Origin of the sequence: Nocardia sp. NBC_00881 (assembly GCF_045207455.1) — a bacterium.
Taxonomy (GTDB): domain Bacteria; phylum Actinomycetota; class Actinomycetes; order Mycobacteriales; family Mycobacteriaceae; genus Nocardia.
Genome location: NZ_CP108798.1, coordinates 4,382,877 through 4,406,055 on the forward strand (window position 1 = coordinate 4,382,877; position 23,179 = coordinate 4,406,055).

Genomic DNA, 23,179 nt, shown 5'->3' on the forward strand with positions numbered 1-23,179 from the left:
TTGTCCGATATCGAGTTCTCCGGTATCAGCAAGACCTATCCGGATGGCACGCATGCCGTCACCGACCTCGATCTGCGCATCGAATCGGGTTCGTTCACCGTGTTCGTCGGTCCATCCGGCTGCGGCAAGACCACCTCCATGCGGATGATCAACCGGATGATCACCCCCAGCTCGGGCACGATCACCGTGGCCGAACAAGATATTTCGACGGTCGATCCGGTCCGGCTACGCCTCGGTATCGGGTACGTGATCCAAAGCGGCGGGCTGCTGCCGCACCGCACGGTCCTCGACAACGTGGCCACCGTTCCGGTGCTACGCGGCGACTCGCGACGCGCGGCCCGGTCCGCGGCCCTCGAGGTGCTGGACCGGGTCGGCCTGGACCGGTCACTGGCCGGGCGGTATCCGGCGCAGCTGTCCGGCGGTCAGCAACAACGCGTCGGCGTGGCGCGCGCCCTGGCCGCCGACCCGCCGGTTCTGCTGATGGACGAGCCGTTCAGCGCGGTCGACCCGGTGGTGCGTGCCGAATTGCAAGTCGAAATGCAAAGACTGCAAGCCGAATTGCACAAGACCATCGTGTTCGTGACACACGACATCGACGAGGCGATCACCCTCGGCGACCGGGTAGCGGTGTTCGGCCGCGGCGGAGTGTTGCAGCAACACGACCCGCCGCGGCATCTGCTCGCCCAGCCCGCCACCGATTTCGTCGCCGATTTCGTCGGTCGCGACCGCGGGTATCGGGGCTTGTCCTTCCGCATCGCCAACGACGTGCCGCTGCAGGAGATCCGGACGGCGGTGGCCGAGGAGGTGAGCACGCTACGGCTGGACCGTGGGGATTGGGTGCTGGTGGTCGACGCGACCGGCAAGCCGATCGGCTGGGTGGACGTGACCGGCGTCGAGGCGCTGCGCTCCGGACGTTCGCTCGCCGACAGCATGTCCGCGGGCGGCTCGCTGTTCACCCCTGCCGGCGACCTGCGCCAAGCGCTGGACGCCGCGATCTCCTCCCCATCCGGAATCGGGGTCGCGGTGGACGATGCGGGGGCAGTCCGCGGCGGCGTATTGGCCACCGAGGTGGTGCGGCAGTTGGCGAACCAGCGCGCGGACGAGGACGCCGAACGCAACCGACACTTCTTCGAACAGGAAGCGCGGTGAGCGGCGGTCGGATGCCCGAGATCCGGAGGACGGCATGAAGTACCTCGTCGACAACTTCTCGGAGATCATGGGTTTCACCGGAACCCATCTGTATCTCGCGCTGGTGCCGCTGATGCTGGGGTTGGTGATCGCGATTCCGGTCGGCGCACTGGTGCGCCGCGTGTCGGTGTTGCGGCGGGTCACGGTGACCGTGGCGAGCCTGGCCTACACCATCCCCTCGTTGGCGCTGTTCGTGATCATCCCTCCGCTGGTGGGAATTTCGGCCATCGATCCGCTGAATGTGATCATCGCGCTCACCATCTACTCGACGGCGCTGCTGGTGATCGCCGTCCCCGCCGCCCTGGATTCGGTGCCCGCCACCGTGCTCGACGCGGCCGACGCGGTCGGCTTCGGCTCGCTGCGGCGCACACTCACCGTCGACATGCCACTGGCCGTCCCGGTGTTCGTGTCCAGCCTGCGGGTGGTGGTGGTCACCAACATCGCCATGGTGTCGGTCGGCGCGCTGATCGGCGTCGGTGGGCTCGGCAAGCTGTTCACCCAGGGGTATCAGCGCGACTATCCGGACGAGATCATCGCGGGCATCATCGTGACGCTGGCGCTCGCATTGATCGCCGATCGGGTGGTGTATGCGCTCGGACGCTGGTCGACACCGTGGATGCGCGCCGATGCCAGGACCTCGAACGCGAAAGCCGCTGCCGCATGAACCTTTTCCTCGACGCCTGGCACTACCTCACCGACGGTGCGAACTGGAACGGCCCAGCGGGCATCGGCAGCAGGATCGCTCAGCACCTCTGGTACAGCTTCCTGACCATCGCCATCTCCGCGGTGATCGCGCTCCCGCTCGGCTTGGTCATCGGCCACACCAGGCGGGGAGCGGCGGTGCTGGTCGGCTTCGCCAACGCCATGCGCGCCCTGCCGACACTCGGCCTGCTGACCTTCCTGGTGCTGCTGCTCGGCCTCGGCCTCATCCCGCCCCTGCTGGCACTTATCACGGTCGGCGTACCGCCGCTGCTGGCCGGCGCCTACGCCGGGATCGCCAATGTCCCGGACGATGTCGTGGACGCCTCGCGCGCCATGGGCATGACCGAACGCCAGATCCTGTTCCGCGTGGAAGTGCCCAACGCCCTGCCCATCCTGCTCACCGGCCTGCGTGGCGCCACCCTCCAGGTGGTCGCCACCGCGACCATCGCTGCCTACGTCAACCTCGGCGGGCTCGGACGCTACATCTTCGACGGCATCAGTCTCTACCGCTACGACCGCGTTCTGGTCGGCGCCCTCCTGGTGGCGGTGCTCGCGATGCTGCTCGACGGCTTGCTCGCGTTCACGGTGTGGGCCGGCGCACCGGGGACCGGCCGCTTGCGCCGGCCACCGCGTCTGGCCGTCGCTCCCGCGGTCGATTTGCGGACTGCGGACTGACTCCCGCCGGCCGCAACGCATCGGATTCGATACGAACGACCGAGGCGTCCCGCTCGAATCGAGCGGGACGCCTCGGTCGATACGCGGAGAAGCCGGTCAGGCGACGCCCTCGACATGGGCAGCCGCGACGCCCTCGGCATGGGCAGCCGCGGCGACGGCCTCGGCGACGGCCGGGGCGACCCGGGGGTCCAGCGGGCTGGGGACGATCTTCTCAGGGCCCAGTTCGTCGGCGACGACGCCGAGGATGGCGTTGGCGGCGGCGATCTTCATGCCCTCGGTGATCCGGCGAGCACCCGCGTCCAACGCGCCCTTGAAAACGCCGGGGAACGCCAGCACGTTGTTGATCTGATTCGGGAAGTCGCTGCGGCCGGTGGCCACGATCGAGGCGTACTTGCGCGCCACCTCGGGGTGGATCTCCGGGTCCGGGTTGGACATGGCGAACACGATCGACTCCGGCGCCATCGAAGCGATGAGCTCCTCGGCGATCAGGCCGGCGGACAGGCCGAGGAACACGTCGGCGCCCGCCAGCGCTTCGGCGGCGCTTCCGGTGCGCCCCCGTGGGTTGGTGCGGGTGGCCAGCTCGGCCTTCACCTCGTTGAGGTCACCGCGGTCCTTGCTGACGATGCCCTTCGAGTCCAGCACGGTGACGTCCAGGACGCCTGCGGCAAGCAGGATGTTCGTGCACGCGACCCCCGCCGCGCCCGCGCCGGACACCACGACCTTCAGGCCCTGGATGTCGCGGCCCTGCACCTTGGCGGCGCCGTTGAGGGCTGCGAGCACCACGATCGCGGTGCCGTGCTGGTCGTCGTGCATGACCGGGCAGTCCAGCGCTTCGATGACTCGCTTCTCGATCTCGAAGCAGCGCGGCGCGGAAATGTCCTCCAGGTTCACCGCGCCGAAACTCGGACGCAGGCGGATCAGCGTCTCGACGATCTCGTCGACGTCCTTGGTGTCCAGCACGATCGGGATCGAGTTCAGGCCGGCGAACTTCTTGAACAGCGCGGCCTTGCCCTCCATCACCGGCAGCGAGGCGCGCGGGCCGATGTCCCCGAGGCCGAGCACGGCGGTGCCGTCGCTGACCACGACCACCAGTCGATCCGTCCAGGTGTAGCGCTTGGCCAGCGCCTCTTCCTGCGCGATCGCGCGGCTGACCTGGGCGACACCCGGCGTGTAGGCGATCGAGAGGTCGCGCTGGGTCTCCAAGGGCGCGCTGAGTTCGACCGAAAGTTTGCCGCCGAGATGACCCGCGAAAATTTCGTCGTGTGTGATTTCGGAAAGGTTTGCGGTGGCATTCGGTGCGTCAGTCACAGGTGACACGATTTCACTCCTGCTCGGGTCGGGCTAAACCGGGGGACGGTTACCACCGGGTAATAGGTATAAGTGGATTCACTGCGCTCATCGAATGCGCTGACCGGGACGTTTCGAGGCGGCTGCGAGCAAAACGAACACGGCTCGCCGATATCTCGATGACGTGTCACGGCACTGCTGCGCGGAGCAAGAACCGGACGGGTGGTCCGGACAGAACATGCGGCGTGAACCTCGCGTCGCGACGGTGTGTCGCGAGGCGGAGATCTCCGTAGCTCCCTTACCCGGCGGTGGCATAAGTAAGGAATCCGCACATTCTGCCAGCCCGACAGGGAAGTTGCCAAACCTGGTATGCCCTGGGCCGTGTCGCGCGCCATCACCCCACGGTAAAGGCCTCGGAATTGCCCTGGGTGCGCGGAAACTCGCACCGCACAGCCACTTGCCCAGTGAGCTGTCGCACCATGCGGCGGTGCATGCCGCGGCTCTCGGTCCGCATCAGCGCGCTGTCTTTGGTGTACCGCGCCACCGCGAGCAGTGCGGCGGCCTGCCCTGGCGTGCAGCCGGTCCACACCGCTACCGCCGAGATCGAATTCCGCACCGGGCCACATCGCGTCCAGTTCGCCGATGCTGTCGCGCAGGCTGCCCGCGCTGCGCCAGTAGCTGCGGCGCAGCGGCAGGGTGTGCTCCTGCACCAACCCGACCACGGCCTCAGGGTCGATCCGCGCCACGGCATTGAGCCCGGCGCCCGGCATCTCCCGAGCAGGCGCGCGCCGCTCCGCGGTACGCGCGAACTTCGCAGCCGCCGCGCCCGCCCACACGCCGGAGGCGACGGCCCACGCACCGCCCTGCCCGCCGAACCCGCTGATGGCGCCAGTGATCGGCTCCCGGCTGGTGACGTCACCGGCGGCGTACAGTCCGGCGACCGTAGTGGCGCAATCCGGTCCGGTCATCCGCAGTCCCCCGGTTCCGCGCACGGTGCCCTCCAACACGGCTTGCAGCGGAACTCGCCCGGTGCGATCGACCACTTGTTGCCGTATCAGCCGGTTGCGCAGGGCATCCGGGATGTCGTCGAGCGCGGCGTACGCGATGCATCCACTCCGGATCCCTGAGCCCGCCACCGTGCGCGTACCCCCGTTGCACCGCCTCGTCCCGCGCAGGCCCGGCGGAATATTCCACAGCGAAGTGGTGCCGAACGCCGTCGGCCCACTCGAGCCGCATCGCGCTTTGTCGGCGAGGACGACACCGGCCCCAGCGGCGGCCGCCGAGACGGCCGCCCAGGTCCCGGCGGGGCCACCACCGAGAACCAGTACGTCCGTCTCGAGTTCACTCATACAGAGAAATGCTCGGCCACGATTCACCTGGCCGCAACCAATACCGCGATCTCAGCTCCACCATTGTGTCCAAAGCAATACGCCTGCCATGACGAAAACAAGCGCGGATCCGGAAAGGGCCGCGAAACCCCGGTGCCTATCCGAATACATCTGCGCCGCAACGACTATCGCGGCGATCACGGCATGCCAGGCGACCGACTCCCCGCCGGGTCCTGGGAACCCGCGCCGGTCCGCGATCACCGAGGCGCCGACAACGACGAGCATGAGTACGAAGGTGCCGGCGGCAACGATTCCGCTGAGCCCACGCACCACTCTCACGAGGCGATCACCGGCACCCCGGTCGCCTTGCCGACCAACTTCTCGAATTGGGCGGCGTCGGTGGTGAATTCACCGAGCCGGATGGTCTTGTTCGCGCCGTGGTAGTCCGATGAACCGGTGGTGAGCAGACCGAGTTCGGCGGCCAAGTCGGTCAGCAGCGCACGATCGGCCGCCGAGTGGTCGGGATGATCGATCTCCAGACCGCCCAGCCCCAGGGTGGCCAGCTCGCGGATGTCCGAGAGCGCGAGCAACCTGCCCCGCTTGCGCGCCCTGGTGTGCGCGAGCACGCTCACCCCACCGGCGGTGGCGATCATCTCGACCGCGCGACGCAGGGGCGTGTCGGCCTTCTCCGCGTAATAGCGACCGTGTGGGGCGAGCAGCTCGGTGAACGCGGCGTCCACGCTCGGCACCACGCCCGCCGCCACCAGTGCGCGCGCCAGATGCGGACGGCCCGCGGACGGCCCGGCCGAGGCGAGCACGGCATCGGGGTCGATCGGCAATCCGTCGGCCGCCATCCGCTCCGCCATGGCACGCAGGCGCTCCACCCGTTCGGCGCGCAGCCGCTCACGTTCGTCGGCGAAACAACGATCGGCCGGATCGAACAGGTAGGCGAGCAAATGCACGGGAACCGGCCAGCCGTCCGCGCCGAGCCCGACGCAGGACATCTCCATGCCGCGGACCAGCGTCATCCCCTTCGGTAGCGCGTCGACTGCCTCCGCCCATCCGGCCGTAGTGTCGTGGTCGGTAATCGCGACGACGTCCAAGCCCGCGGCGGCCGCCTTCCGTACCAATTCGGCCGGAGTGTCGGTACCGTCGGACGCCGTCGAATGGGTATGCAGGTCGATGCGCACGTTCCCAGTCTTACAGTTCGCGGATCCGTGCCCACACACGCAGGCGACGTAGCATCGTCACCGTGCCCTCCTTTTCCCCGCTGTCATTTCGCGGATACGGCCGTACGCCGACGTCGCCGGGAGTGCCTCCGGTACCGACGGCGCGTGCGATCGTGGACTGCGCGGTGTATGTGGACGGCAAACGGCTGCCCGGCCGGTTCAGCCACGAGGAGGCGTTGGCAGAAGTCCGCGGCAAGGGAACCGGATATGTCTGGGTCGGTTTGCACGATCCGGATCGGACGCAAATGGCCGACATCGCCACAGCCTTCGGACTGCACCATCTGGCCGTGGAGAACGCGGTGAAAACCCACCAGCGGCCGAAATTGGAGCGCTACGACGACCTGCTGCTGCTGGTGTTGCGCACCGTGAGCTACGTCGAGCATGACATGGACAGCGTCAGCGAGATCGTGGAGACCGGCGAGATCGTCGTGTTCACCGGCGCCGACTTCGTTGTCGCGGTGCGACACGGGGAGCACTCGGGGCTCGCCGAGGTGCGCAGGGCGTTGGAGGAGGACCCGGCCCAGTTGTCGCTCGGTCCCGGCGCCGTATTGCACGCGATCGCCGATCGGGTGGTCGACTCCTACATCGAGGTGGCCCAATCGGTCGAGAACGACATCGACGCGATGGAAGAGGAAGTCTTCACCCCGCACAGCCAGGTCACCGTCGAATCGATCTATCAGCTCAAGCGCGAGGTCGTGGAGCTGCGGCGCGCGGTTAATCCACTCGCCGCGCCGTTGCAACTGCTCAGCCACAAACCGGATCTGCCGGTGTCCAAGGAGGTGCGGCGCTATCTGCGTGACGTCGCCGAGCGCCACACCACCGTCGCGGAGCGCATCAACGACTTCGATGAGGCGCTCAGTGCGCTGATCAGCGCGGCGCTGGCCAAGATCGGTGTGCAACAGAACACCGATATGCGCAAGATCTCGGCGTGGGTCGCGATCGCGGCCGTGCCGACGATGATCGCGGGTATCTACGGCATGAACTTCGATCACATGTGGGAGTTGCACCAAGTCTGGGGTTATCCGGCGGTGTGGCTGCTCATCGTCACCATATGCACGGGCCTGCTCGTCACCTTTCGCCGCAACAAGTGGCTGTAGCCCGACGCCTGCTCACAGGCTCGCGGCGCCCCGTTCCGGATCGCGCACGTCGATGCCCGCCTCCCGCCACGCGTCCCGCAGTGCCTGCGCGCCGCGTACCCGCACCCACGCCGCCTCGGTAGCGGTCACCGGCGTCACCGCGAAGTACCGCACCGGCTCGGCCGGTTCGGGCAGGACTACGTCGGGGATGTCACTGCCGCCGAGCAGGACCGCGGTGAACGGCGCGTTCCGCCACATCGGCTCACCCAGGTCCATCAGCGCATCCGCCTGCAGCACAACGCCTTCCACCGCGGGCGCGGCGGCGAGCACACCCAGCGACTTGGCCAGTCCCGCGCTCGCGCCCACTCCGGACCGCATGGTCAACACCAGTTCGGCTCGCGCCCCACGCACCGGATCCGCATGCAGCGCCGTGGGATCGCCCATCGGATGCCGGGACCCGCCCAGTGTGGCGTAGTGCACCACATCGCCCTCGACGATGCGCAGGATCTCGATCGGTTCCAAGCCGAGAAACGTCACCGACGCCGAGTCGATGCTCGCCGGATCCACCCCGAAATGGCCCAGCAACCCGGTGCGGACCGCCTCCGTCACTTCCACGTGTCAGATAGCCAACCGAGCGAGCAGGTCACGCGCCTGCTCGGCCGACTTCGGGTCGCACAGCACGTCGTAGCGGCCCGCGACCAACTGCATGGTGGACGCGAAATCGCGCTGTCCTCTGGTCGCCGCGTACGGAATCGAGGTCGAGATGACGCCGAAGATGATGCCGCCGATCAGGCCGACGAGCAGCGGACCCAGCGCGCCACTCGTGGTGAACAGACTCAGCAGAAGACCGAGGAACAGGCCGAGCCAGGCACCCGACACCACGCCGCCGCCGATGACCTTGCCCCAAGTCAGCCGGTAGAGGACCCGCTCCACCTGCATCAGATCGACGCCGACGATGGTCACGTCCTGCACCGGGAACTGGTTGTCGGCCAGGTAATCCACCGCTTTCTGCGCCTCGGCGTAGGTCGGGTAGGAGCCGACCGGCCAGCCGGTGGGCGGCGTCGGCAGGCCCTGCCGAGCACGGTTCGAGTTCCCCATGGGATTCGTCATCTCTCTATTCTGCTATTTCGACCGCTGCTCCGGTGGCGTGAATCGCGTGGTGCGCGTCATTCCGGCGGCGCGGCCCTGCTGCGCGATCACCTGCGCCATCTTGGCGCTCGCCTCATCGATCATCTCGTCGCCGAGCATCACCGCGCCCCGCGCGCCCCCCACCACCGAGGTGTGGAAGGCGTACGCGTCCAGAATCAGCTCGGCGCGATCGTAGTCCGCCTGGCGCGGACTGAAGATTTCGTTCGCCGCCTCGATCTGGCCGGGATGCAGCACCCACTTGCCGTCGAAGCCGAGCGCAGCGGTGCGCGCGGCCGCCCGCCGGAAGCCCTCCACGTCGCGGATCTGCAGGTACGGGCCGTCGATCGCCTGCAGTCCGTGCGCGCGGGCGGCAAGCAGAATGGTCATCAGGATGTGATGGTAGGCATCGCCGATGTCGTAGCCCTCCGGCTGTTCGCCGACCACGAGGGTGCGCATGTTGATGCTGGCCATGAAGTCGGCCGGGCCGAACACCAGGGTCTGCATTCGGGGGCTTGCGGTGGCGATCTCGTCGATGTTGCGCAGGCCGAGCGCGTTCTCGATTTGTGGCTCGATGCCGATGCGCCCGACCTCGAGGCCGCAGGTCTTCTCCAGCTGGGTCAGCAGCAGGTCGAGGGCGCGCACCTGACCCGCGTCGGTCACCTTGGGCAGCAGGATCGCGTCCAGCACCGCGCCCGCGCCCTCGACCACGGAGATCACGTCGGTGTAGGTCCAGGCGGTGCTCCAGTCGTTCACCCGGACCACCCGCAGCTGCGTTCCCCACCCGGAATCGTTCAGCGCCGCCACGATGTTCGCGCGCGCCTCGGCCTTGGCGGCTGGTGCGACCGCGTCCTCCAGATCGAGAAACACCTCGTCGACGGGCAGCCGTTTGGCCTTGTCGATCATCTTCTTGTTGCTGCCGGGGCAGGCGAGCACCGAACGGCGCGGCTTCATGGATCACTCCCGTCGATGGTGGCGCGGTGCGAGCGCCCGCCCGCGAACCTCTAGCCTGGCAGCATGGCAGCTACCAGGGTGTACGTCGCCAGGCTGGCCGGCCTGGTGGTGTTGGGACCGGACGGCGAGTCTATCGGCCGGATCCGCGACGTCGTCGTGGCCATCCGGTATGACCGTCAACAACCCCGGGTGCACGGCCTCGTCGTCGAATTGCCCACCCGGCGGCGCATTTTCGTGCCGATCCTGCGGGTCACCGCGATCGAGCCCGGCGTCGTCACGCTGAACACCGGAACGGTGAGCCTGCGCCGGTTCACCCAGCGCCCCGGCGAAATGCTCGCGCTGGCGCAGATCGTGGATTCCACGGTGCGGGTGCACGACCCGGATCTGCCGGACCTGGACGGCGTGGACGTGCACGTGGTCGATCTCGGCATCGAGCAGATTCGCACCAGAGACTGGCTGGTCACCAGGGTCGCGGTGCGCGGCCACCGCAGGCTGGGGCGCCGCCGCACCGTGCACGTGGTCGACTGGACCATGGTGTCCGGCCTGACCCCGTACGAAATCGGCAGGCCGGGACAGGACGTCACCCAGCTGCTGGAACAGTTCGAGGGGTTGCGCGCGGCCGACGTCGCACATCTGCTGCGCGAGCTGCCGGAGAAGCGGCGCGTCGAGGTGTCCGTCGCGCTCGACGACGAACGCCTCGCCGACGTCGTGCAGGAGTTGCCCGACGACGAGCAGGTCGAACTGCTCAGCCATCTCGAGGTGCGCAGGGCGGCCGACGTGCTGGAGGCGATGGACCCCGACGACGCCGCCGACCTGCTCGGCGAGCTGCCCGAGAGCGAGGCCGAATCGCTGCTCGCTCTGATGGACCCGGAGGAATCCGAGCCGGTCCGCAGATTGCTCGAGCACTCGCCCTACAGCGCGGGCGGCCTGATGACCCCGAAGCCGGTCATCCTGACACCGGCCACCACGGTGGCCGAGGCACTGGCACGGGTGCGCAATCCCGATCTGACTCCCGCGCTGGCCTCGATGGTCTTCGTAGTCCGTCCGCCCACCGCGACGCCGACCGGCCGTTACCTCGGATCGGTGCACATCCAGCAGCTACTTCGGGAACCGCCTGCCCATCTGGTCGGCGGCATCCTCGACGCCGACCTCGCGCCGCTGCGCCCCGACGTCCCACTGGCCGCCGTGACCCGCTACTTCGCGACCTACAACCTGGTCTGCGGGCCGGTGGTGGACGAGGAGAACCACCTGCTGGGGGCGGTCAGCGTCGACGACGTGCTCGACCACCTGCTACCCGACAACTGGCGCGACGAAGAAGAGATACACGAAGGAGTGCCTGGGCATGAGTGACAAGGACCCGGCACGGGGGCTCGGCTACAGCAGCGCGCGCCAGCGCTTGGAGACGCCCATGGAAACCCGGTTCCGATTGGACTGGGACGCCGAGGCAGTAGCCCGCAGCAGCGAGCGGGTGGCGCGGTTCCTCGGCACCGGGCGCTATCTGGCGATCCAGACGATCGCCGTGATGGTCTGGATCGCCCTCAACGTCTTCGTGGTCGCGCTGCGGTGGGACCCGTACCCGTTCATCCTGTTGAATCTGGCGTTCTCCACCCAGGCCGCCTACGCCGCGCCGCTGATCCTGCTCGCGCAGAACCGGCAGGACAACCGCGACCGGGTCGCGCTGGAGGAGGACCGGATGCGGGCCGCACAGACCAAGGCGGACACCGAGTTTCTCGCCCGCGAACTCGCGGCATTACGCCTCGCGGTCGGCGAAGTGGCCACGCGCGACTACTTGCGCCGTGAATTGGAAGAGATGAAGGAGATTTTGGACCGGATCGAGGCCGCCGAATCTCGGGACCAGGAGACGCACGCGGAAAAGTCCGCTCGAAAGAAATCCTCCGGCCGAAAGCAGTCCGCGGTTCCGGTTTCACCGCCCGGCGCCGATGATTGACCGAAAATACCGAACAATCATCTGACCGGTGGGTAACCTGGACAGCGTTGTCCTGAGCGGCCCGGCCGGGATGTCCCGGACAACCGCTCCCCGCGACGTCGAGGATGGTGTGGCCGAATGCGTATTTCTGCTCCGATAACCGTCTCGGCCTTGGTTGTTGCTGGTGTGGTGGTGAGTGGTTCGGCGGCGGAGTCGTCGTCGGTGGCGCGGTCGGCGCGGGTGTTGTCGGCGTCGTCGGCCAGTGGGGTGGGTGGGCGGGATGTGCTGAAGGAGGGGTTGTCCGGGACGCCGGGGTTGTTGCCGGTGACCGGGGAGGCGCCGCGCAGGCTTCGGGCGTTGATTCCGCGGGGGGAGGCTCCGTACGCGGGTGTGGTTCCGTTGCGGGATATTTCGTTGCCGGGGATGGGGGGTGCGTTGGGGATTCCGGAGATTGTGTTGGCGGCGTATCGGAATGCGGAATTGGCGTTGGAGTCCTCGATGCCCGGCTGTGGGGTGTCGTGGAGTTTGCTGGCGGGGATCGGGCGGATCGAGTCGGGACACGCGGGGGGTGGGCGTACGGACGCGGCGGGGACGACGGTGCGTCCGATCTTCGGCCCGGCGTTGGATGGTCATCTGCCGGGCAACGAGGTGATCGGGTCGGTGGAGAGTGGGTTTGTGCGGGCGATCGGTCCGATGCAATTTCTGCCGGGTACGTGGAAAACGTATGCCGCTGACGGGAACGCCGATGGGGTGGCTGATCCGAACAATGTGTTCGACGCGGCGTTGGGTGCGGCGAAATATTTGTGTTCGGATGGATTGAATTTGCGTGATCCGGTCCAAGAGTTGCGGGCGGTGCTGCGGTACAACAATTCGATGGCGTATGCGGGGAATGTGCTGAGTTGGTCGGCGGCCTACCGCACGGGGGGTTCTCCCACCCAGGTGGTGGTGTCACCGGAGCTGGTCGAGCCCGGTGCCCTCGGGCCGCTGCCGGATATGCCCCCGACCCCGGCCCCGAATTCCGCCGAGCAGTCCGGGGTGCAGGTGCCGGCCCCGGTGGTCCCCGCTCCGGCCGAGGTGATGATCACGATCCCGGGGCTGCCGCCGATCCCGTGTGGCATCTTCTGTCCAGCCCCGCCCGTACCGGTAGATCCCTGTGTGGCGCGGGTAGTGCCCGCGCCGATGCCGCGCCCCGACATACCCGTTCCCGTCCCGCCGCTGCCCCCCATCCCGCCGGGCCGCAGCTACGGCGCAGGCACCGGCGAACCCTACGACCGCCAGATTCAGTTTCAGAACCCCCGGGTGCAGGATCCCCGCGACCCCCAGGCCGCCACCTGCACCCAACCCAGCACCCCACCCGACAGACAACCCGACGCAGCACCGGCCGAAGGACCCCGCCGAGACACCCCCGCCGAACCGGCCGAAACACACCAACCCGAACCCGGCCCCGACGAACCCGCAGAATCCACCCCACCCACACCCACCCCACCACCCGGCATCACCCTCCCCTTCGGCATCGTCATCCCCCTACCCACACCCCAAATGTGACCTAAACGCACAGCGGATCACGAAGCAGTAACAAAACAATCTCGAATGCGGTAACCTTCCTTCGTCCGTCGCGAAGGGCTCACGACGAGCCATTGGAGGGTCACCGCACCGTGGGACGTCATCGAAAACAGCCGCCTGCCACTGCCAGACGGAGTTCCGTTATCGCATTGACCGGATTGGTTCCCGCTGGACTCGTGGCCGTCACGGCCGCGTCCGATGTGGGCAGCGTGACCGCGTCCGCGTCTGTGGTTCAGGCACCGGGAGCCGATCAGGACGTGCAGGGCGCCAGACCCCGGATCATCGCGGAACCCGTCGCGACGGGTGAATTCGTCGCTCACGCAATGGCGAAGCCCGCGCCCACCGTGGCGCCGGTGGTGAAAACCGTTGCGCTGCCGAACGGAAGGCAACTCGCCGCATTGCCGGCCGGGCCGGTCGGTGTTCCCGGCGTGGCTGTCGCGGCCTATCAGAACGCCGAACGTGTTCTGGCCGCGGAGAATCCGGTGTGTGGGATGCCGTGGTCGCTGCTGGCGGGCATCGGCCGGGTCGAGTCGACGCACGCGTTCGGCGGCAAGGCCGACACCGACGGCAATCCGCTGACCCCGGTCTACGGCCCGGTGCTGGACGGATCGCTGACCGGCAACCACGTCGTCCGCGACTCCGACGACGGCGCGCTGGACGGCCTGGCCGGATACGACCGCGCGATCGGCCCGATGCAGTTTCTGCCGCAAACCTGGAAGCGCTACGCCGCCGACGGCAACGGCGACGGCATCGCCGATCCGCAGAATCTTTTCGACGCCGCCCTGACCGCGGGAAAATACCTGTGTGAAGGCGGATTGAACATGCGCGACCTGGCCCAACAGTCGCGCGCGATCCTGCGGTACAACCACTCCATGGCCTACGTCGCGAACGTCATGGCCTGGGAAACCTCCTACGGCACCGGGGTCGCACCCCGGCCCGGAGACCTGCCCAGAATTTGACACGCCTAAAATTCCTGCCATGCCATTGGTTACGGAATCGGATGTGCGGGGCGCACTCGCGAAGGTCGACGACCCGGAGATCCGCAGGCCGATCACCGAGCTGGGCATGGTGAAAAGCGTCGCGATCGGCGCCGACAGCAATGTCCACGTGGAGATCTACCTGACGACGGCGGGCTGCCCGCTGCGCACCGAGATCACGCAGCGAGTTACCAGAGCCATCGCCGACGTGCCGGGTGCCGGTGCGGTGACCGTCGAACTCGACGTAATGAGCGACGAGCAGCGCACCGAGCTGCGCAAGCAGTTGCGCGGCGACTCGGCCGACCCGGTTATCCCGTTCGCCCAGCCTGGCTCGCTGACCCGTGTCTACGCGGTCGCGTCAGGCAAGGGCGGCGTCGGAAAATCCAGTGTCACGGTGAACCTCGCCGCCGCCATGGCCGCGCGCGGCCTCTCGGTGGGCGTGCTGGACGCCGATATCTACGGGCACTCGATCCCGCGCATGCTCGGCACCGACGCCAGGCCGACCCAGGTCGAGCGGATGATCATGCCGCCGGTCGCGCACGACGTGAAGATGATCTCGATCGCGCAGTTCACCAAGGGCAACACCCCTGTGGTGTGGCGCGGGCCGATGTTGCACCGAGCGCTGCAACAGTTCCTCGCCGACGTGTTCTGGGGTGACCTGGACATCCTGCTGCTCGACCTGCCGCCAGGCACCGGGGACGTCGCCATCTCCATCGCGCAGCTGATCCCGAACGCGGAGATCCTGGTCGTCACCACTCCGCAGCCGGCCGCCGCTGAGGTGGCCGAGCGCGCGGGAGCAATCGCTCTGCAAACCCGTCAGCGGATCGCGGGCGTGGTGGAGAACATGTCCTGGCTGGACCTGCCGGACGGGACCCGGATGGACCTGTACGGCTCCGGCGGTGGCCAAGCCGTCGCCGACCGGCTGACCCGCGCCGTCGGCGCGAACGTGCCGCTGCTCGGTCAGATCCCGATCGAACAGGCACTGCGTGAGTCGGGCGACGAGGGCACCCCGATCGTGCTGCGCGATCCCGACAACCCAGCCGCGAAGGCGCTGCAGGATGTCGCCGACAAACTCGCCGTCCGCCGCCGCGGCCTCGCGGGCATGTCGCTCGGCATCGATACCACCCGTTCTTGACCTTCGGCGCTGCCTGTTCGCAGCCTCTTGACGGCTCCCTGGCGGCCATCCGTCCACGGCTACCGACAACCACCAGCTACCACCCCACGCAACCACATCGGCCCACCCGCTCCTGAGCAAAGCTGGACCGAACATTGCGTGTTCGCGAGGGATAAGGGGCCTACGCAGCACACAGCGACAGGCCGAACAACTCGCCACCGCGCCCACCCTTAACGCAACACATCGGCCCACTCCCGCTTCCGAGCGAAGCGAGACCTTCCATTGCCCGTTCGCGGCCCGGCTCGCGTCCGAGCGGCCGACGCGTCCGCTACGGAGTCGCCAGCGGCGGTCGCTCGGACGCGAGCCAATAGGGGGCCGCGAACACCCAGCGCCGCAGGCGCTGGAAAAATTACAGCATGCTCACGATACTGCTGTACGTGCTGATCGTCGGCTTGGTCGCCGCGGTGCTGTTCCTGCTTGCCAGTGCGGTCTTCGGGCGGTCCGAGGAGTTGGGGCCGTTGCCGGAGGGGACGACGGCCACGCTGCTGCCCGCCGGGGGAATCACCGGAGCGGACGTGCGCGCGCTGCGCTTCCAGCAGGTGGTGCGGGGGTACAAGGCCGCAGAGGTGGACTGGGCGCTGGCCAGGCTGGCCGCCAGGATCGACGAACTCCAGCGCCAAGTGGCCGAGGCGCAGGCCATCGGATGGCAGACACCGGTCGCGCCGGAGTCGAAATGAGCGCACCCGCCGACGACGGCCGAATTCGGTGCGCGTGGCCGCTGGAGTCCGAGCTGTACCGGGATTACCACGACTACGAGTGGGGCATGCCGCTGCACGGCGACGACGCCCTGTTCGAGCGGCTGTGTCTGGAGGCGTTTCAGTCGGGACTGTCCTGGATCACCATCCTGCGGAAACGGCCCGCGTTCCGCGCGGCGTTCGCCGGGTTCTCGATCGAGCGCGTCGCGGAGTTCGGCGACGCCGACGTCGCCAGGCTGCTGGCCGACGCGGGTATCGTCCGCAATCGGCTCAAGATCGAGGCCGCCATCGCGAACGCCAGGGTCGCCCGCACGCTCGACATCGGACTGGACGAACTGCTCTGGTCATTCGCGCCGCCGCCGCGACCGCGGCCGCGCACCGGTGCGGACGTGCCCACCAGCACCACCGAATCCTTAGCTCTGGCAAAAGAATTGAAACGGCGCGGGTTCCGATTCGTCGGACCTACCACCGCTTACGCGATGATGCAGGCGACTGGAATGGTCGACGATCACCTGGCCGATTGCTGGGTGGGCAGTGACCTGCCGGACCCGGGCCGACCGGTCACTTTTTGAACTCAGGTATCCGTCCACATCCGCGATAGGGAAGAATGGGACGGGTGTAGCTCGCCAAATGCCGGCGAGCTCACTAGTTGGTGACAACTGGAGTTCCAAGAAAGTGCGCAGCAGACCGCGCAGATCTGGAGGGAGCAGAGGATGGCGGCCATGAAGCCCCGCACCGGGGACGGTCCCCTCGAGGCAACCAAGGAAGGGCGTGGAATTGTCATGCGGGTTCCACTCGAGGGTGGCGGGCGGCTGGTCGTCGAACTCACGCCGGACGAGGCAGCGGCGCTGGGTGACGAACTGAAGAGCGTCACCAGCTGAGTGTCACCAGCTGAACACCCGGCTCTCGCCGCGGTGGCCGGTCTACTGGCCTGTCCCGAATGCGTGCGTTCGCAGCGGTCGCACGAGGATGCCTCGGCGCTCGTGCTCGAATCGCGCGATCGGGCGCTGCGGTGCCGGCGAGGGCACAGCTTCGACGTCGCACGGCAGGGCTATGTCAGCCTCCTGACCGGCGCGTCGACCAAAATGACCGGTGACACCGCGGTCATGCTGGACGCGCGCGCCGCTTTCCAGAGCGGGGGGCACTTCGCGCCGATCGTCGATGTGGTGGCTCGCGCCGTCACGGCGACCCGACGACCCGACGGTGCGGTGCTGGAAGTCGGCGCCGGCACGGGCTACTACCTCGCCGGTGTGCTCGACGCCGCCCCTCCGGCTGTCGGCATCGCGCTGGACGTGGCCAAGCCCGCCGTCCGGCGGTGCGCCCGCGCCCACCCGCGCGCCGCGGCGGTGCTGGCAGACGCATGGCGCGGGTTGCCGATCCGCGACGGCGTGCTCGACCGAGTCCTCTCCGTCTTCGCCCCACGCAATCCCGGCGAGGTAGCCCGGGTGCTCGGCGACGACGGCCGTTTCGTCGTCGCCACACCCACCGAACGCCACCTGGGCGAGTTGATCGAGCCGCTGGACATGGTGCGCGTGGACCCGGACAAGGATCGCAGGCTCGAGGCCGCGCTGTCGGGTCACTTCGAGGCGGTCGAGAGCGCGCTTGTCGAGTATCCGATGAAACTCGGCCGGGGCGAGGTCGCGAACGTGGTGGGTATGGGACCATCCGCGCATCACGCGGCCGCCGCGGACGCGCGCCTGGCGAATCTGCCGGATACCGTCGAGGTGACCGCGTCGGTTGCCGTGGGCACCTACCGCCCGGTGTCGTGACCGCGCCGCTCCCGGCGCGGAGTCACACCCTTCGGATCTTGTCGTAGACCTCGATGGTGCGCGCCGCAACCTGCCCCCAGTCGAACTCGGAGACCGCCCGCGCGCGGCCCGCGGCGCCGAACTCGGCGGCCAGCCCGGGATCGCAGGCGACCTCGTTGACGGCGGCGGCCAGGTCACGCTCATAGTCCTCGGCAGCGCCCGGGTCGTAATGCACCAGCCGTCCGTTGCGGCCGTCCTCGACCACCTCGGGAATGCCGCCGACGTCGGAGGCGACCACCGCGGTCGCGCAAGCCATCGCCTCCAGGTTCACGATGCCGAGCGGCTCGTAAACCGACGGGCATACGAACACGGCCGCGGCCGCTAGGATCTGGCGGATCTGCTCGGTCGGCAGCATCTCGCGAACCCAGTACACGTTGCCACGCCGCCGCCGCAACTCGTCCACCGCGGCGGCGACCTCCTGCGCCAACTCCGGCGTGTCGGGGGCGCCCGCGCACAGCACGAGCTGGATGTCGCGGTCGAAGTCCCGGGCGGCGGCCAGCAGATGGCCGACGCCCTTCTGCCGCGTGATGCGGCCGACGAACGCCACGATGGGCCGGTCGGTGCGCACACCGAGCGTGTCGAGTACCGACGATGTGCCCGCGGCCCCCTGCTCCGGATGCCAGATGCTCCCGTCGATGCCGTTGTGCACAACGTGTACCCGATCCGGGTCGACGGCCGGGTAGGCGTCGAGCACGTCACGGCGCATGCCCTCGCTCACCGCGATGAGGGCGTCGGCGTGTTCGACGGCGGTGCGCTCCGACCACGACGAGAGCCGGTAGCCGCCGCCGAGCTGCTCGGCCTTCCATGGCCTGCGCGGCTCCAGCGAATGCGCGGTCAAGACGTGCGGGATCCCGTAGAGCGTCGCGGCCAGGTGCCCCGCCAGGCCGGTGTACCAGGTGTGCGAGTGCACGACGTCGACCTCGCCCGCGGCATCGGCCATCCGCAGCTGCGCGGACATCATCTGCAACGCGGTGTTGGCGGCGTGCAGCGTCGGATCCGGTTGGTGTACTACGGCGTCAGTGCGCGCGACGCCCATGCAGTGCACGGTCACTTCGCACAGCTCGCGCAAACGCGCGGTCAACTGCGTTACGTGTACCCCGGCTCCGCCGTACACCTCGGGCGGATACTCGCGGGTCAGCATTGCGACCCGAAGCCGGTCCGGCTCGCCGGAATCCACCGCCGAGTGCCCACCGTAAGTGCCGAAACTCACCGGTTCAAAGTAGACGTTCGGTTCGGCGGAGGCCACTCCCGGGCGCTTTACCCGGTAGTTTGGCAGGTGTGAGGAGCCAGCCGCACGTACTCGGGATCGTGCTCGCCGGTGGCGAGGGCAAGCGACTCTTTCCACTCACGGCGGACCGCGCCAAGCCAGCGGTCCCGTTCGGCGGCGCCTACCGCCTCATCGACTTCGTGCTCAGCAATCTGGTCAACGCGGGCTTTCTGCGGCTGTGCGTGCTCACCCAGTACAAGTCGCACTCGCTGGACCGGCACATCTCGCAAACCTGGCGGCTATCCGGCTTCGCGGGCGAATACATCACCCCGGTTCCTGCGCAGCAGCGGCTCGGGCCACGCTGGTACACCGGTAGCGCGGATGCGATCATGCAGTCGCTGAACCTGATCTACGACGAGGACCCGGACTACATCGTGGTGTTCGGCGCCGATCACGTCTATCGGATGGATCCGGAGCAGATGGTGCACCACCACATCGACTCCGGGGCGGGCGTGACCGTGGCCGGCATCCGGGTGCCACGCAGCGAGGCGAGCGCGTTCGGCTGCATCGATACCGACGACTCGGGCCGGATCACCCAGTTCCTGGAGAAGCCTGCGCACCCGCCGGGAACCCCGGACGACCCGAACGTCACATTCGCGTCCATGGGCAATTACGTCTTCACCACCAAGGTGCTTGTGGATTCGATCAAGGCGGACGCGGACAACTCCGACTCCGACCACGACATGGGCGGCGACATCATCCCGTCGCTGGTCGCCGCCGGCCAGGCGGGCGTCTACGACTTCGCCCACAACGACGTGCCCGGCGCCACCGAACGCGACCGCGGCTACTGGCGCGATGTCGGAACGATCGACGCGTTCTACGACGCGCACATGGATCTGGTCTCGGTGCACCCGGTGTTCAACCTCTACAACCGGCACTGGCCGATCCGCGGCGCGGCCGAGAACTGGCCGCCGGCCAAATTCGCCCAGGGCGGGTTGGCACAGGAGTGCATCGTCGCCGCGGGCAGCATCCTGTCCGCGGCCACCGTGCGCAACTCGGTGCTCAGTTTCAATGTCATGGTCGACGACGGTGCCACCGTGGAGGGCTGCGTGCTCATGCCCGGTGTCCGCATCGGGCGCGGCGCGGTGGTGCGGCACGCCATTCTGGACAAGAACGTGGTGGTCAGTGAGGGCGAGATCATCGGGGTGGACCTGGAGCGCGACCGCAGCCGGTTCGCCGTGAGCAACGGCGGCGTGGTCACGGTGGGCAAGGGCGTGTGGGTCTAGGGCTGGTCCGCTGGCCCGCCTCTCCGGGTCTTCAGGCCGTACCAGTCAGGTGACACGGGATTTGCGTTCAGGTCCTACGATGGGTACCGCTCGAGTTCTGGGCGTGCCCGACGAGTTACCCATGTTCTTACGAAATCAGTAGTTGCGTGGCGAGCTGTATCAGGGTGCCCCCGGCTCCGGAGTGGGGGATCCGGTGCAGAACGGTGCGCATGGGCCCGGCGTGCGCGGCACGGTCGTCTTCGAGGTGCCGAAATCGGCTGTGCTGACCAGATATACCGCCAGCACCGCCAACAGAAGCACTCCGGCGAGGGCTACCATCGTCCGACCCCAGTGGATCGGGCGTGGGCGGCGCTCGTCGTCGTCCCAGAGGAACATCACCGCACTGCACCTTCTTCCGGATGCCTCGCTCGGAGGATCAACCCGCTAGTACCCCGTTCGCATGCTTCCTGAAGAATGCGCCGGACAGCCGGCGCGTGTCGGGGTATTCGATGGGTTGGCCGATCACGGCCTGATGAAAAAGTGCAGAAGCGACGGGATCTGCCCTTCGAACCCGCGTGGGCACCCGGTCTCGGAGGCGGGCGTTCGAGGGCGACTTACGGTCCCGGCGGCGCGACAGTCTGCGTGCAGAATGGCTCGCATGGCCCCTGTGTCGGAGTAACTTTCGGAGGTCCACTGTCGAAATCGGCATTGCTGACCACGAGTAGCACCAGAACAGCACCCAGGATTACGAACAGGAAGGCAATTACGGTCGGCCGCAGCCAACTCGATCGTCGCTCCACGACGACATCACCCATGTAAACAACCTCGACGGCATCGAGTTCACGCATCTTGACAACCTCGCTGACTTGTTTCCCAGCGGGTACCCGCGATTCGGCTTTGAAATCAGCTCGTATCGAACATGGCGAAAATCGCTAACCACGTGAGGCGCAGAGCAATCCGTCCCCGACCGGGATCAGCACGCTGGTGAGTTCGGGGTGCTCTGCGATGGCGCGGGTGGCCGCGCGCACGGCTTGTGTTGCCGGATCGCGCTGCGCTGTGTCTGGAACCCGTCCGCCGAGCAGCGCATTGTGCAGCACGATGGCCCCGCCGTCACGCAGCAGCCGCACCGCTTGGGCGACATACTCCGGATGCTCCAGCGGCGCCGCGTCGATGAAGACCAGATCGTAGGCGCCGTCGGCCAGGCGCGGCAGCACATCGAGCGCGCGTCCGTTGATCAGCCGGGTCCGTGCGGGCGGGATCTCGGCGGCGCGGAACGCCTCCCTGGCCGCGCGCTGGTGCTCCGGCTCGGAATCGATGGTGGTCAGCGTTCCGTCCTCGCGCATACCGTCGAGCAGCCACAGCCCGCTGATGCCCGCGCCGGTGCCCACCTCGACTACGGCACGTGCGCCGAGCAACTGTGCGTAGATACTCAGCAGCGCCCCCACCGAAGGCGGCACGGGTGCCACGCCGAGTTCGGTGGCCCGTTCGCGCGCACTGACGAGGATCTCGTCTTCCACGACGGATTGCTCCACGTAGGCGAGATTTCGCTCCAGATTCGATGCCACGGGTATGAGGCTAACGCCGGGCGGCTGGTCTCGGCGTTCCGTTCAACACGCGCCGCCCGCCATTCTCGCGGCCAATTTTCTCAGGTGTCCCTCAGGATCTCCATACCCCGGCCATATCAGGACAGGAGAGAGTATGGGCAACGCAAGACCACCGACCGTGTCTAACACGGGACGCGGGAACAACGACATACAGGTCGTCGGTTGTATCCGTACGCGACGGTCCGCAGATCCGGGCCACCGCGAGTTCCGACGTTTGCGGTCCCTAGTAGGAGGTAGCTCCATCCACATGGTCGATGCGGCGCACCAGTACGCCACCCTGCCCGAGCAGATCCTGCCGATCGAAGCCGAGGCCTCCGAGGAGTCCGTCGAGTCCGTCGAGTCCGTCGAGCTGAGCGGTACTGCTGCCTTCGATGCCACCGGTGACCGGTCGGCCATGCCGTCCTGGGACGAGCTGGTCCGCGAGCATGCCGATCGGGTCTACCGCCTAGCCTACCGCCTCTCCGGCGACGCCCAGGACGCCGACGACCTCACCCAGGAGACGTTCATCCGGGTGTTTCGCTCGCTGTCGAACTACCAGCCGGGCACCTTCGAGGGCTGGCTGCACCGCATCACCACCAACCTGTTCCTGGACATGGTTCGCAGACGCAACCGGATCAGGATGGAAGCGCTGCCCGAGGACTACGACCGCGTGCCCGCTGAGGGCCCGGGCCCCGAGCAGGCATACCACGATGCCCGGCTGGATCCCGACCTGCAATCCGCGCTGGATTCGCTGGCACCCGAGTTCCGCGCCGCTGTCGTGCTGTGTGACATCGAAGGGCTGTCCTACGAGGAGATCGGCGCTACGCTCGGCGTGAAACTGGGCACCGTGCGCAGTCGGATTCACCGTGGGCGCCAGGCACTGCGTGACTACCTTGCGCATAATGGAAGTGAGCAGCGGTTCGCCGCTGAAGCGAACAACATCGGGTGATCGTCGGAAGCCGGCATTGCCCAACAAATCGGATGATGTCGGTTGAAAGGGTGAGCACCGAATGAGTGGCGACTCCAGTACGTCCGGTCGTCGTCCGCCTCGTTTCAGCCCCACCGAGCATCTGGCGAGCGAGGCGATCGCGGCCTATGTGGACGGCGAGTTGCGGATGAACGCCTATCTGCGTGCCGCCCAGCATCTGTCTCTGTGCCCCGAATGTGCGGCGGAAGTCGACGCACAGCAACAGGCGCGCATCGCGTTGCGCCATGCGGGCCATGTCGCGATACCCACCGGGCTGCACGACAGTCTGACCAGGATTCCCCTCGCCGAACTGCCGGGTGGCGCGAGCAACGGGCGGACCCCCGCCTCGGGTTCCGACGGGACCCCACGCAACGAGGCGGTTTTCGGCTTTCTGACCGATTCGTTCACCGCGACCCGGTGGACAACATGGTGGCGGAAGTAGAGTTTCC

General features: G+C 67.7%; 27 protein-coding genes. 16 read left to right on the top strand and 11 right to left on the bottom strand.

The window, feature by feature from the left end; all coding sequences use genetic code 11:
• The 3 genes from OH799_RS18325 to OH799_RS18335 are packed head-to-tail and all read left to right on the top strand — an operon-like array spanning position 1 to position 2,565.
• The gene (locus OH799_RS18325; RefSeq protein ID WP_406265401.1) at positions 1–1,149 is read left to right on the top strand and encodes an ABC transporter ATP-binding protein; all 1,149 of its coding nucleotides are present in this window, start codon (positions 1–3) and stop codon (positions 1,147–1,149) included.
• Between the two features lie 34 nt (positions 1,150–1,183).
• Positions 1,184–1,852 carry an ABC transporter permease gene (locus tag OH799_RS18330; protein WP_406265404.1) on the top strand — a complete coding sequence of 223 codons (669 nt, stop codon included), beginning with the start codon at positions 1,184–1,186 and terminating at the stop codon, positions 1,850–1,852.
• Positions 1,849–2,565 (top strand): ABC transporter permease, encoded by a 717-nt coding sequence (locus OH799_RS18335; RefSeq protein ID WP_406265407.1) that lies wholly within the window; start codon positions 1,849–1,851, stop codon positions 2,563–2,565. The genes OH799_RS18330 and OH799_RS18335 overlap by 4 nt, the downstream gene beginning before the upstream one ends.
• Before the next feature lie 96 nt (positions 2,566–2,661).
• On the opposite strand, the gene OH799_RS18340 is transcribed toward OH799_RS18335, so the two are convergent.
• The 4 genes from OH799_RS18340 to OH799_RS18355 are packed head-to-tail and all read right to left on the bottom strand — an operon-like array spanning position 2,662 to position 6,370.
• Positions 2,662–3,882, bottom strand: a complete 1,221-nt coding sequence (locus OH799_RS18340) for an NADP-dependent malic enzyme (RefSeq protein ID WP_406265409.1) — start codon at positions 3,880–3,882, stop codon at positions 2,662–2,664.
• Entirely contained in the window at positions 3,870–5,201 is a 1,332-nt protein-coding gene (locus OH799_RS18345) for a hypothetical protein (protein WP_406265412.1), read from the bottom strand. Before OH799_RS18345 ends, OH799_RS18340 begins: the two co-directional genes overlap by 13 nt.
• A gap of 51 nt (positions 5,202–5,252) precedes the next feature.
• Complete coding sequence (locus tag OH799_RS18350; RefSeq protein ID WP_406265414.1) at positions 5,253–5,519, bottom strand: hypothetical protein; 267 nt, start codon at positions 5,517–5,519, stop codon at positions 5,253–5,255.
• Positions 5,516–6,370, bottom strand: a complete 855-nt coding sequence (locus tag OH799_RS18355; protein ID WP_406265417.1) for a PHP domain-containing protein — start codon at positions 6,368–6,370, stop codon at positions 5,516–5,518. The genes OH799_RS18350 and OH799_RS18355 overlap by 4 nt, the downstream gene beginning before the upstream one ends.
• Before the next feature lie 53 nt (positions 6,371–6,423).
• Here OH799_RS18355 and OH799_RS18360 point away from each other — a divergent pair, with 53 nt between their 5' ends.
• A complete protein-coding gene (locus OH799_RS18360; RefSeq protein WP_406282256.1) occupies positions 6,424–7,506 on the top strand; it encodes a magnesium and cobalt transport protein CorA in 1,083 nt (360 codons plus the stop codon).
• A gap of 12 nt (positions 7,507–7,518) precedes the next feature.
• On the opposite strand, the gene OH799_RS18365 is transcribed toward OH799_RS18360, so the two are convergent.
• Genes OH799_RS18365 through OH799_RS18375 form a run of 3 tightly spaced genes read right to left on the bottom strand, consistent with a single transcriptional unit; the run spans position 7,519 to position 9,564 of the window.
• Positions 7,519–8,100: a suppressor of fused domain protein gene (locus OH799_RS18365; RefSeq protein WP_406265420.1), complete on the bottom strand. Its 582-nt coding sequence runs from the start codon at positions 8,098–8,100 to the stop codon at positions 7,519–7,521.
• 3 nt (positions 8,101–8,103) lie between these two features.
• Positions 8,104–8,595, bottom strand: coding sequence for a general stress protein (locus OH799_RS18370; protein ID WP_357272125.1), 492 nt, complete (start codon positions 8,593–8,595; stop codon positions 8,104–8,106).
• Between the two features lie 12 nt (positions 8,596–8,607).
• Positions 8,608–9,564 (bottom strand): HpcH/HpaI aldolase/citrate lyase family protein, encoded by a 957-nt coding sequence (locus tag OH799_RS18375; RefSeq protein WP_406265424.1) that lies wholly within the window; start codon positions 9,562–9,564, stop codon positions 8,608–8,610.
• A 63-nt stretch (positions 9,565–9,627) separates the two neighbouring features.
• Here OH799_RS18375 and OH799_RS18380 point away from each other — a divergent pair, with 63 nt between their 5' ends.
• From OH799_RS18380 to OH799_RS18420, 9 genes are all read left to right on the top strand, one after another.
• Positions 9,628–10,914, top strand: coding sequence for a magnesium transporter MgtE N-terminal domain-containing protein (locus tag OH799_RS18380; RefSeq protein WP_406265426.1), 1,287 nt, complete (start codon positions 9,628–9,630; stop codon positions 10,912–10,914).
• Complete coding sequence (locus OH799_RS18385; RefSeq protein ID WP_406265429.1) at positions 10,907–11,512, top strand: DUF1003 domain-containing protein; 606 nt, start codon at positions 10,907–10,909, stop codon at positions 11,510–11,512. Before OH799_RS18380 ends, OH799_RS18385 begins: the two co-directional genes overlap by 8 nt.
• Positions 11,513–11,629: 117 nt before the next feature.
• Positions 11,630–13,036 carry a lytic transglycosylase domain-containing protein gene (locus OH799_RS18390; protein WP_406265432.1) on the top strand — a complete coding sequence of 469 codons (1,407 nt, stop codon included), beginning with the start codon at positions 11,630–11,632 and terminating at the stop codon, positions 13,034–13,036.
• Positions 13,037–13,146: 110 nt separating this feature from the next.
• On the top strand, positions 13,147–14,013 hold the full coding sequence (locus tag OH799_RS18395) for a lytic transglycosylase domain-containing protein (RefSeq protein WP_406265435.1): 867 nt from the start codon (positions 13,147–13,149) through the stop codon (positions 14,011–14,013).
• Positions 14,014–14,032: 19 nt separating this feature from the next.
• On the top strand, positions 14,033–15,166 hold the full coding sequence (locus tag OH799_RS18400) for an Mrp/NBP35 family ATP-binding protein (protein WP_406265438.1): 1,134 nt from the start codon (positions 14,033–14,035) through the stop codon (positions 15,164–15,166).
• A gap of 395 nt (positions 15,167–15,561) precedes the next feature.
• Entirely contained in the window at positions 15,562–15,882 is a 321-nt protein-coding gene (locus OH799_RS18405; protein WP_406265441.1) for a DivIVA domain-containing protein, read from the top strand.
• Positions 15,879–16,472 (top strand): DNA-3-methyladenine glycosylase I, encoded by a 594-nt coding sequence (locus OH799_RS18410; RefSeq protein WP_406265444.1) that lies wholly within the window; start codon positions 15,879–15,881, stop codon positions 16,470–16,472. The genes OH799_RS18405 and OH799_RS18410 overlap by 4 nt, the downstream gene beginning before the upstream one ends.
• Before the next feature lie 141 nt (positions 16,473–16,613).
• Positions 16,614–16,781: a DUF3117 domain-containing protein gene (locus OH799_RS18415; RefSeq protein ID WP_011211259.1), complete on the top strand. Its 168-nt coding sequence runs from the start codon at positions 16,614–16,616 to the stop codon at positions 16,779–16,781.
• Positions 16,782–17,669, top strand: a complete 888-nt coding sequence (locus OH799_RS18420; RefSeq protein WP_406265446.1) for a putative RNA methyltransferase — start codon at positions 16,782–16,784, stop codon at positions 17,667–17,669.
• Between the two features lie 22 nt (positions 17,670–17,691).
• Here the strand turns inward: OH799_RS18420 and glgA are convergent, their stop codons facing one another.
• Entirely contained in the window at positions 17,692–18,849 is a 1,158-nt protein-coding gene (gene glgA / locus OH799_RS18425; RefSeq protein WP_406282258.1) for a glycogen synthase, read from the bottom strand.
• Positions 18,850–18,986: 137 nt separating this feature from the next.
• Here glgA and glgC point away from each other — a divergent pair, with 137 nt between their 5' ends.
• On the top strand, positions 18,987–20,201 hold the full coding sequence (gene glgC, locus OH799_RS18430; RefSeq protein WP_406265449.1) for a glucose-1-phosphate adenylyltransferase: 1,215 nt from the start codon (positions 18,987–18,989) through the stop codon (positions 20,199–20,201).
• 159 nt (positions 20,202–20,360) lie between these two features.
• Here the strand turns inward: glgC and OH799_RS18435 are convergent, their stop codons facing one another.
• From OH799_RS18435 to OH799_RS18445, 3 genes are all read right to left on the bottom strand, one after another.
• Positions 20,361–20,579, bottom strand: a complete 219-nt coding sequence (locus tag OH799_RS18435; RefSeq protein ID WP_406265452.1) for a hypothetical protein — start codon at positions 20,577–20,579, stop codon at positions 20,361–20,363.
• 215 nt (positions 20,580–20,794) lie between these two features.
• Positions 20,795–21,028, bottom strand: a complete 234-nt coding sequence (locus OH799_RS18440; RefSeq protein WP_357265122.1) for a hypothetical protein — start codon at positions 21,026–21,028, stop codon at positions 20,795–20,797.
• Positions 21,029–21,112: 84 nt separating this feature from the next.
• Positions 21,113–21,751 (bottom strand): O-methyltransferase, encoded by a 639-nt coding sequence (locus tag OH799_RS18445; RefSeq protein ID WP_357265535.1) that lies wholly within the window; start codon positions 21,749–21,751, stop codon positions 21,113–21,115.
• 280 nt (positions 21,752–22,031) lie between these two features.
• On the opposite strand from OH799_RS18445, the gene sigE reads away from it, so the two are divergent.
• Both sigE and OH799_RS18455 read left to right on the top strand, forming a co-directional pair.
• Entirely contained in the window at positions 22,032–22,712 is a 681-nt protein-coding gene (sigE, locus tag OH799_RS18450; protein ID WP_406265457.1) for an RNA polymerase sigma factor SigE, read from the top strand.
• Positions 22,713–22,773: 61 nt separating this feature from the next.
• Entirely contained in the window at positions 22,774–23,172 is a 399-nt protein-coding gene (locus OH799_RS18455; RefSeq protein ID WP_327109956.1) for a hypothetical protein, read from the top strand.
• Positions 23,173–23,179 lie beyond the last annotated feature (7 nt).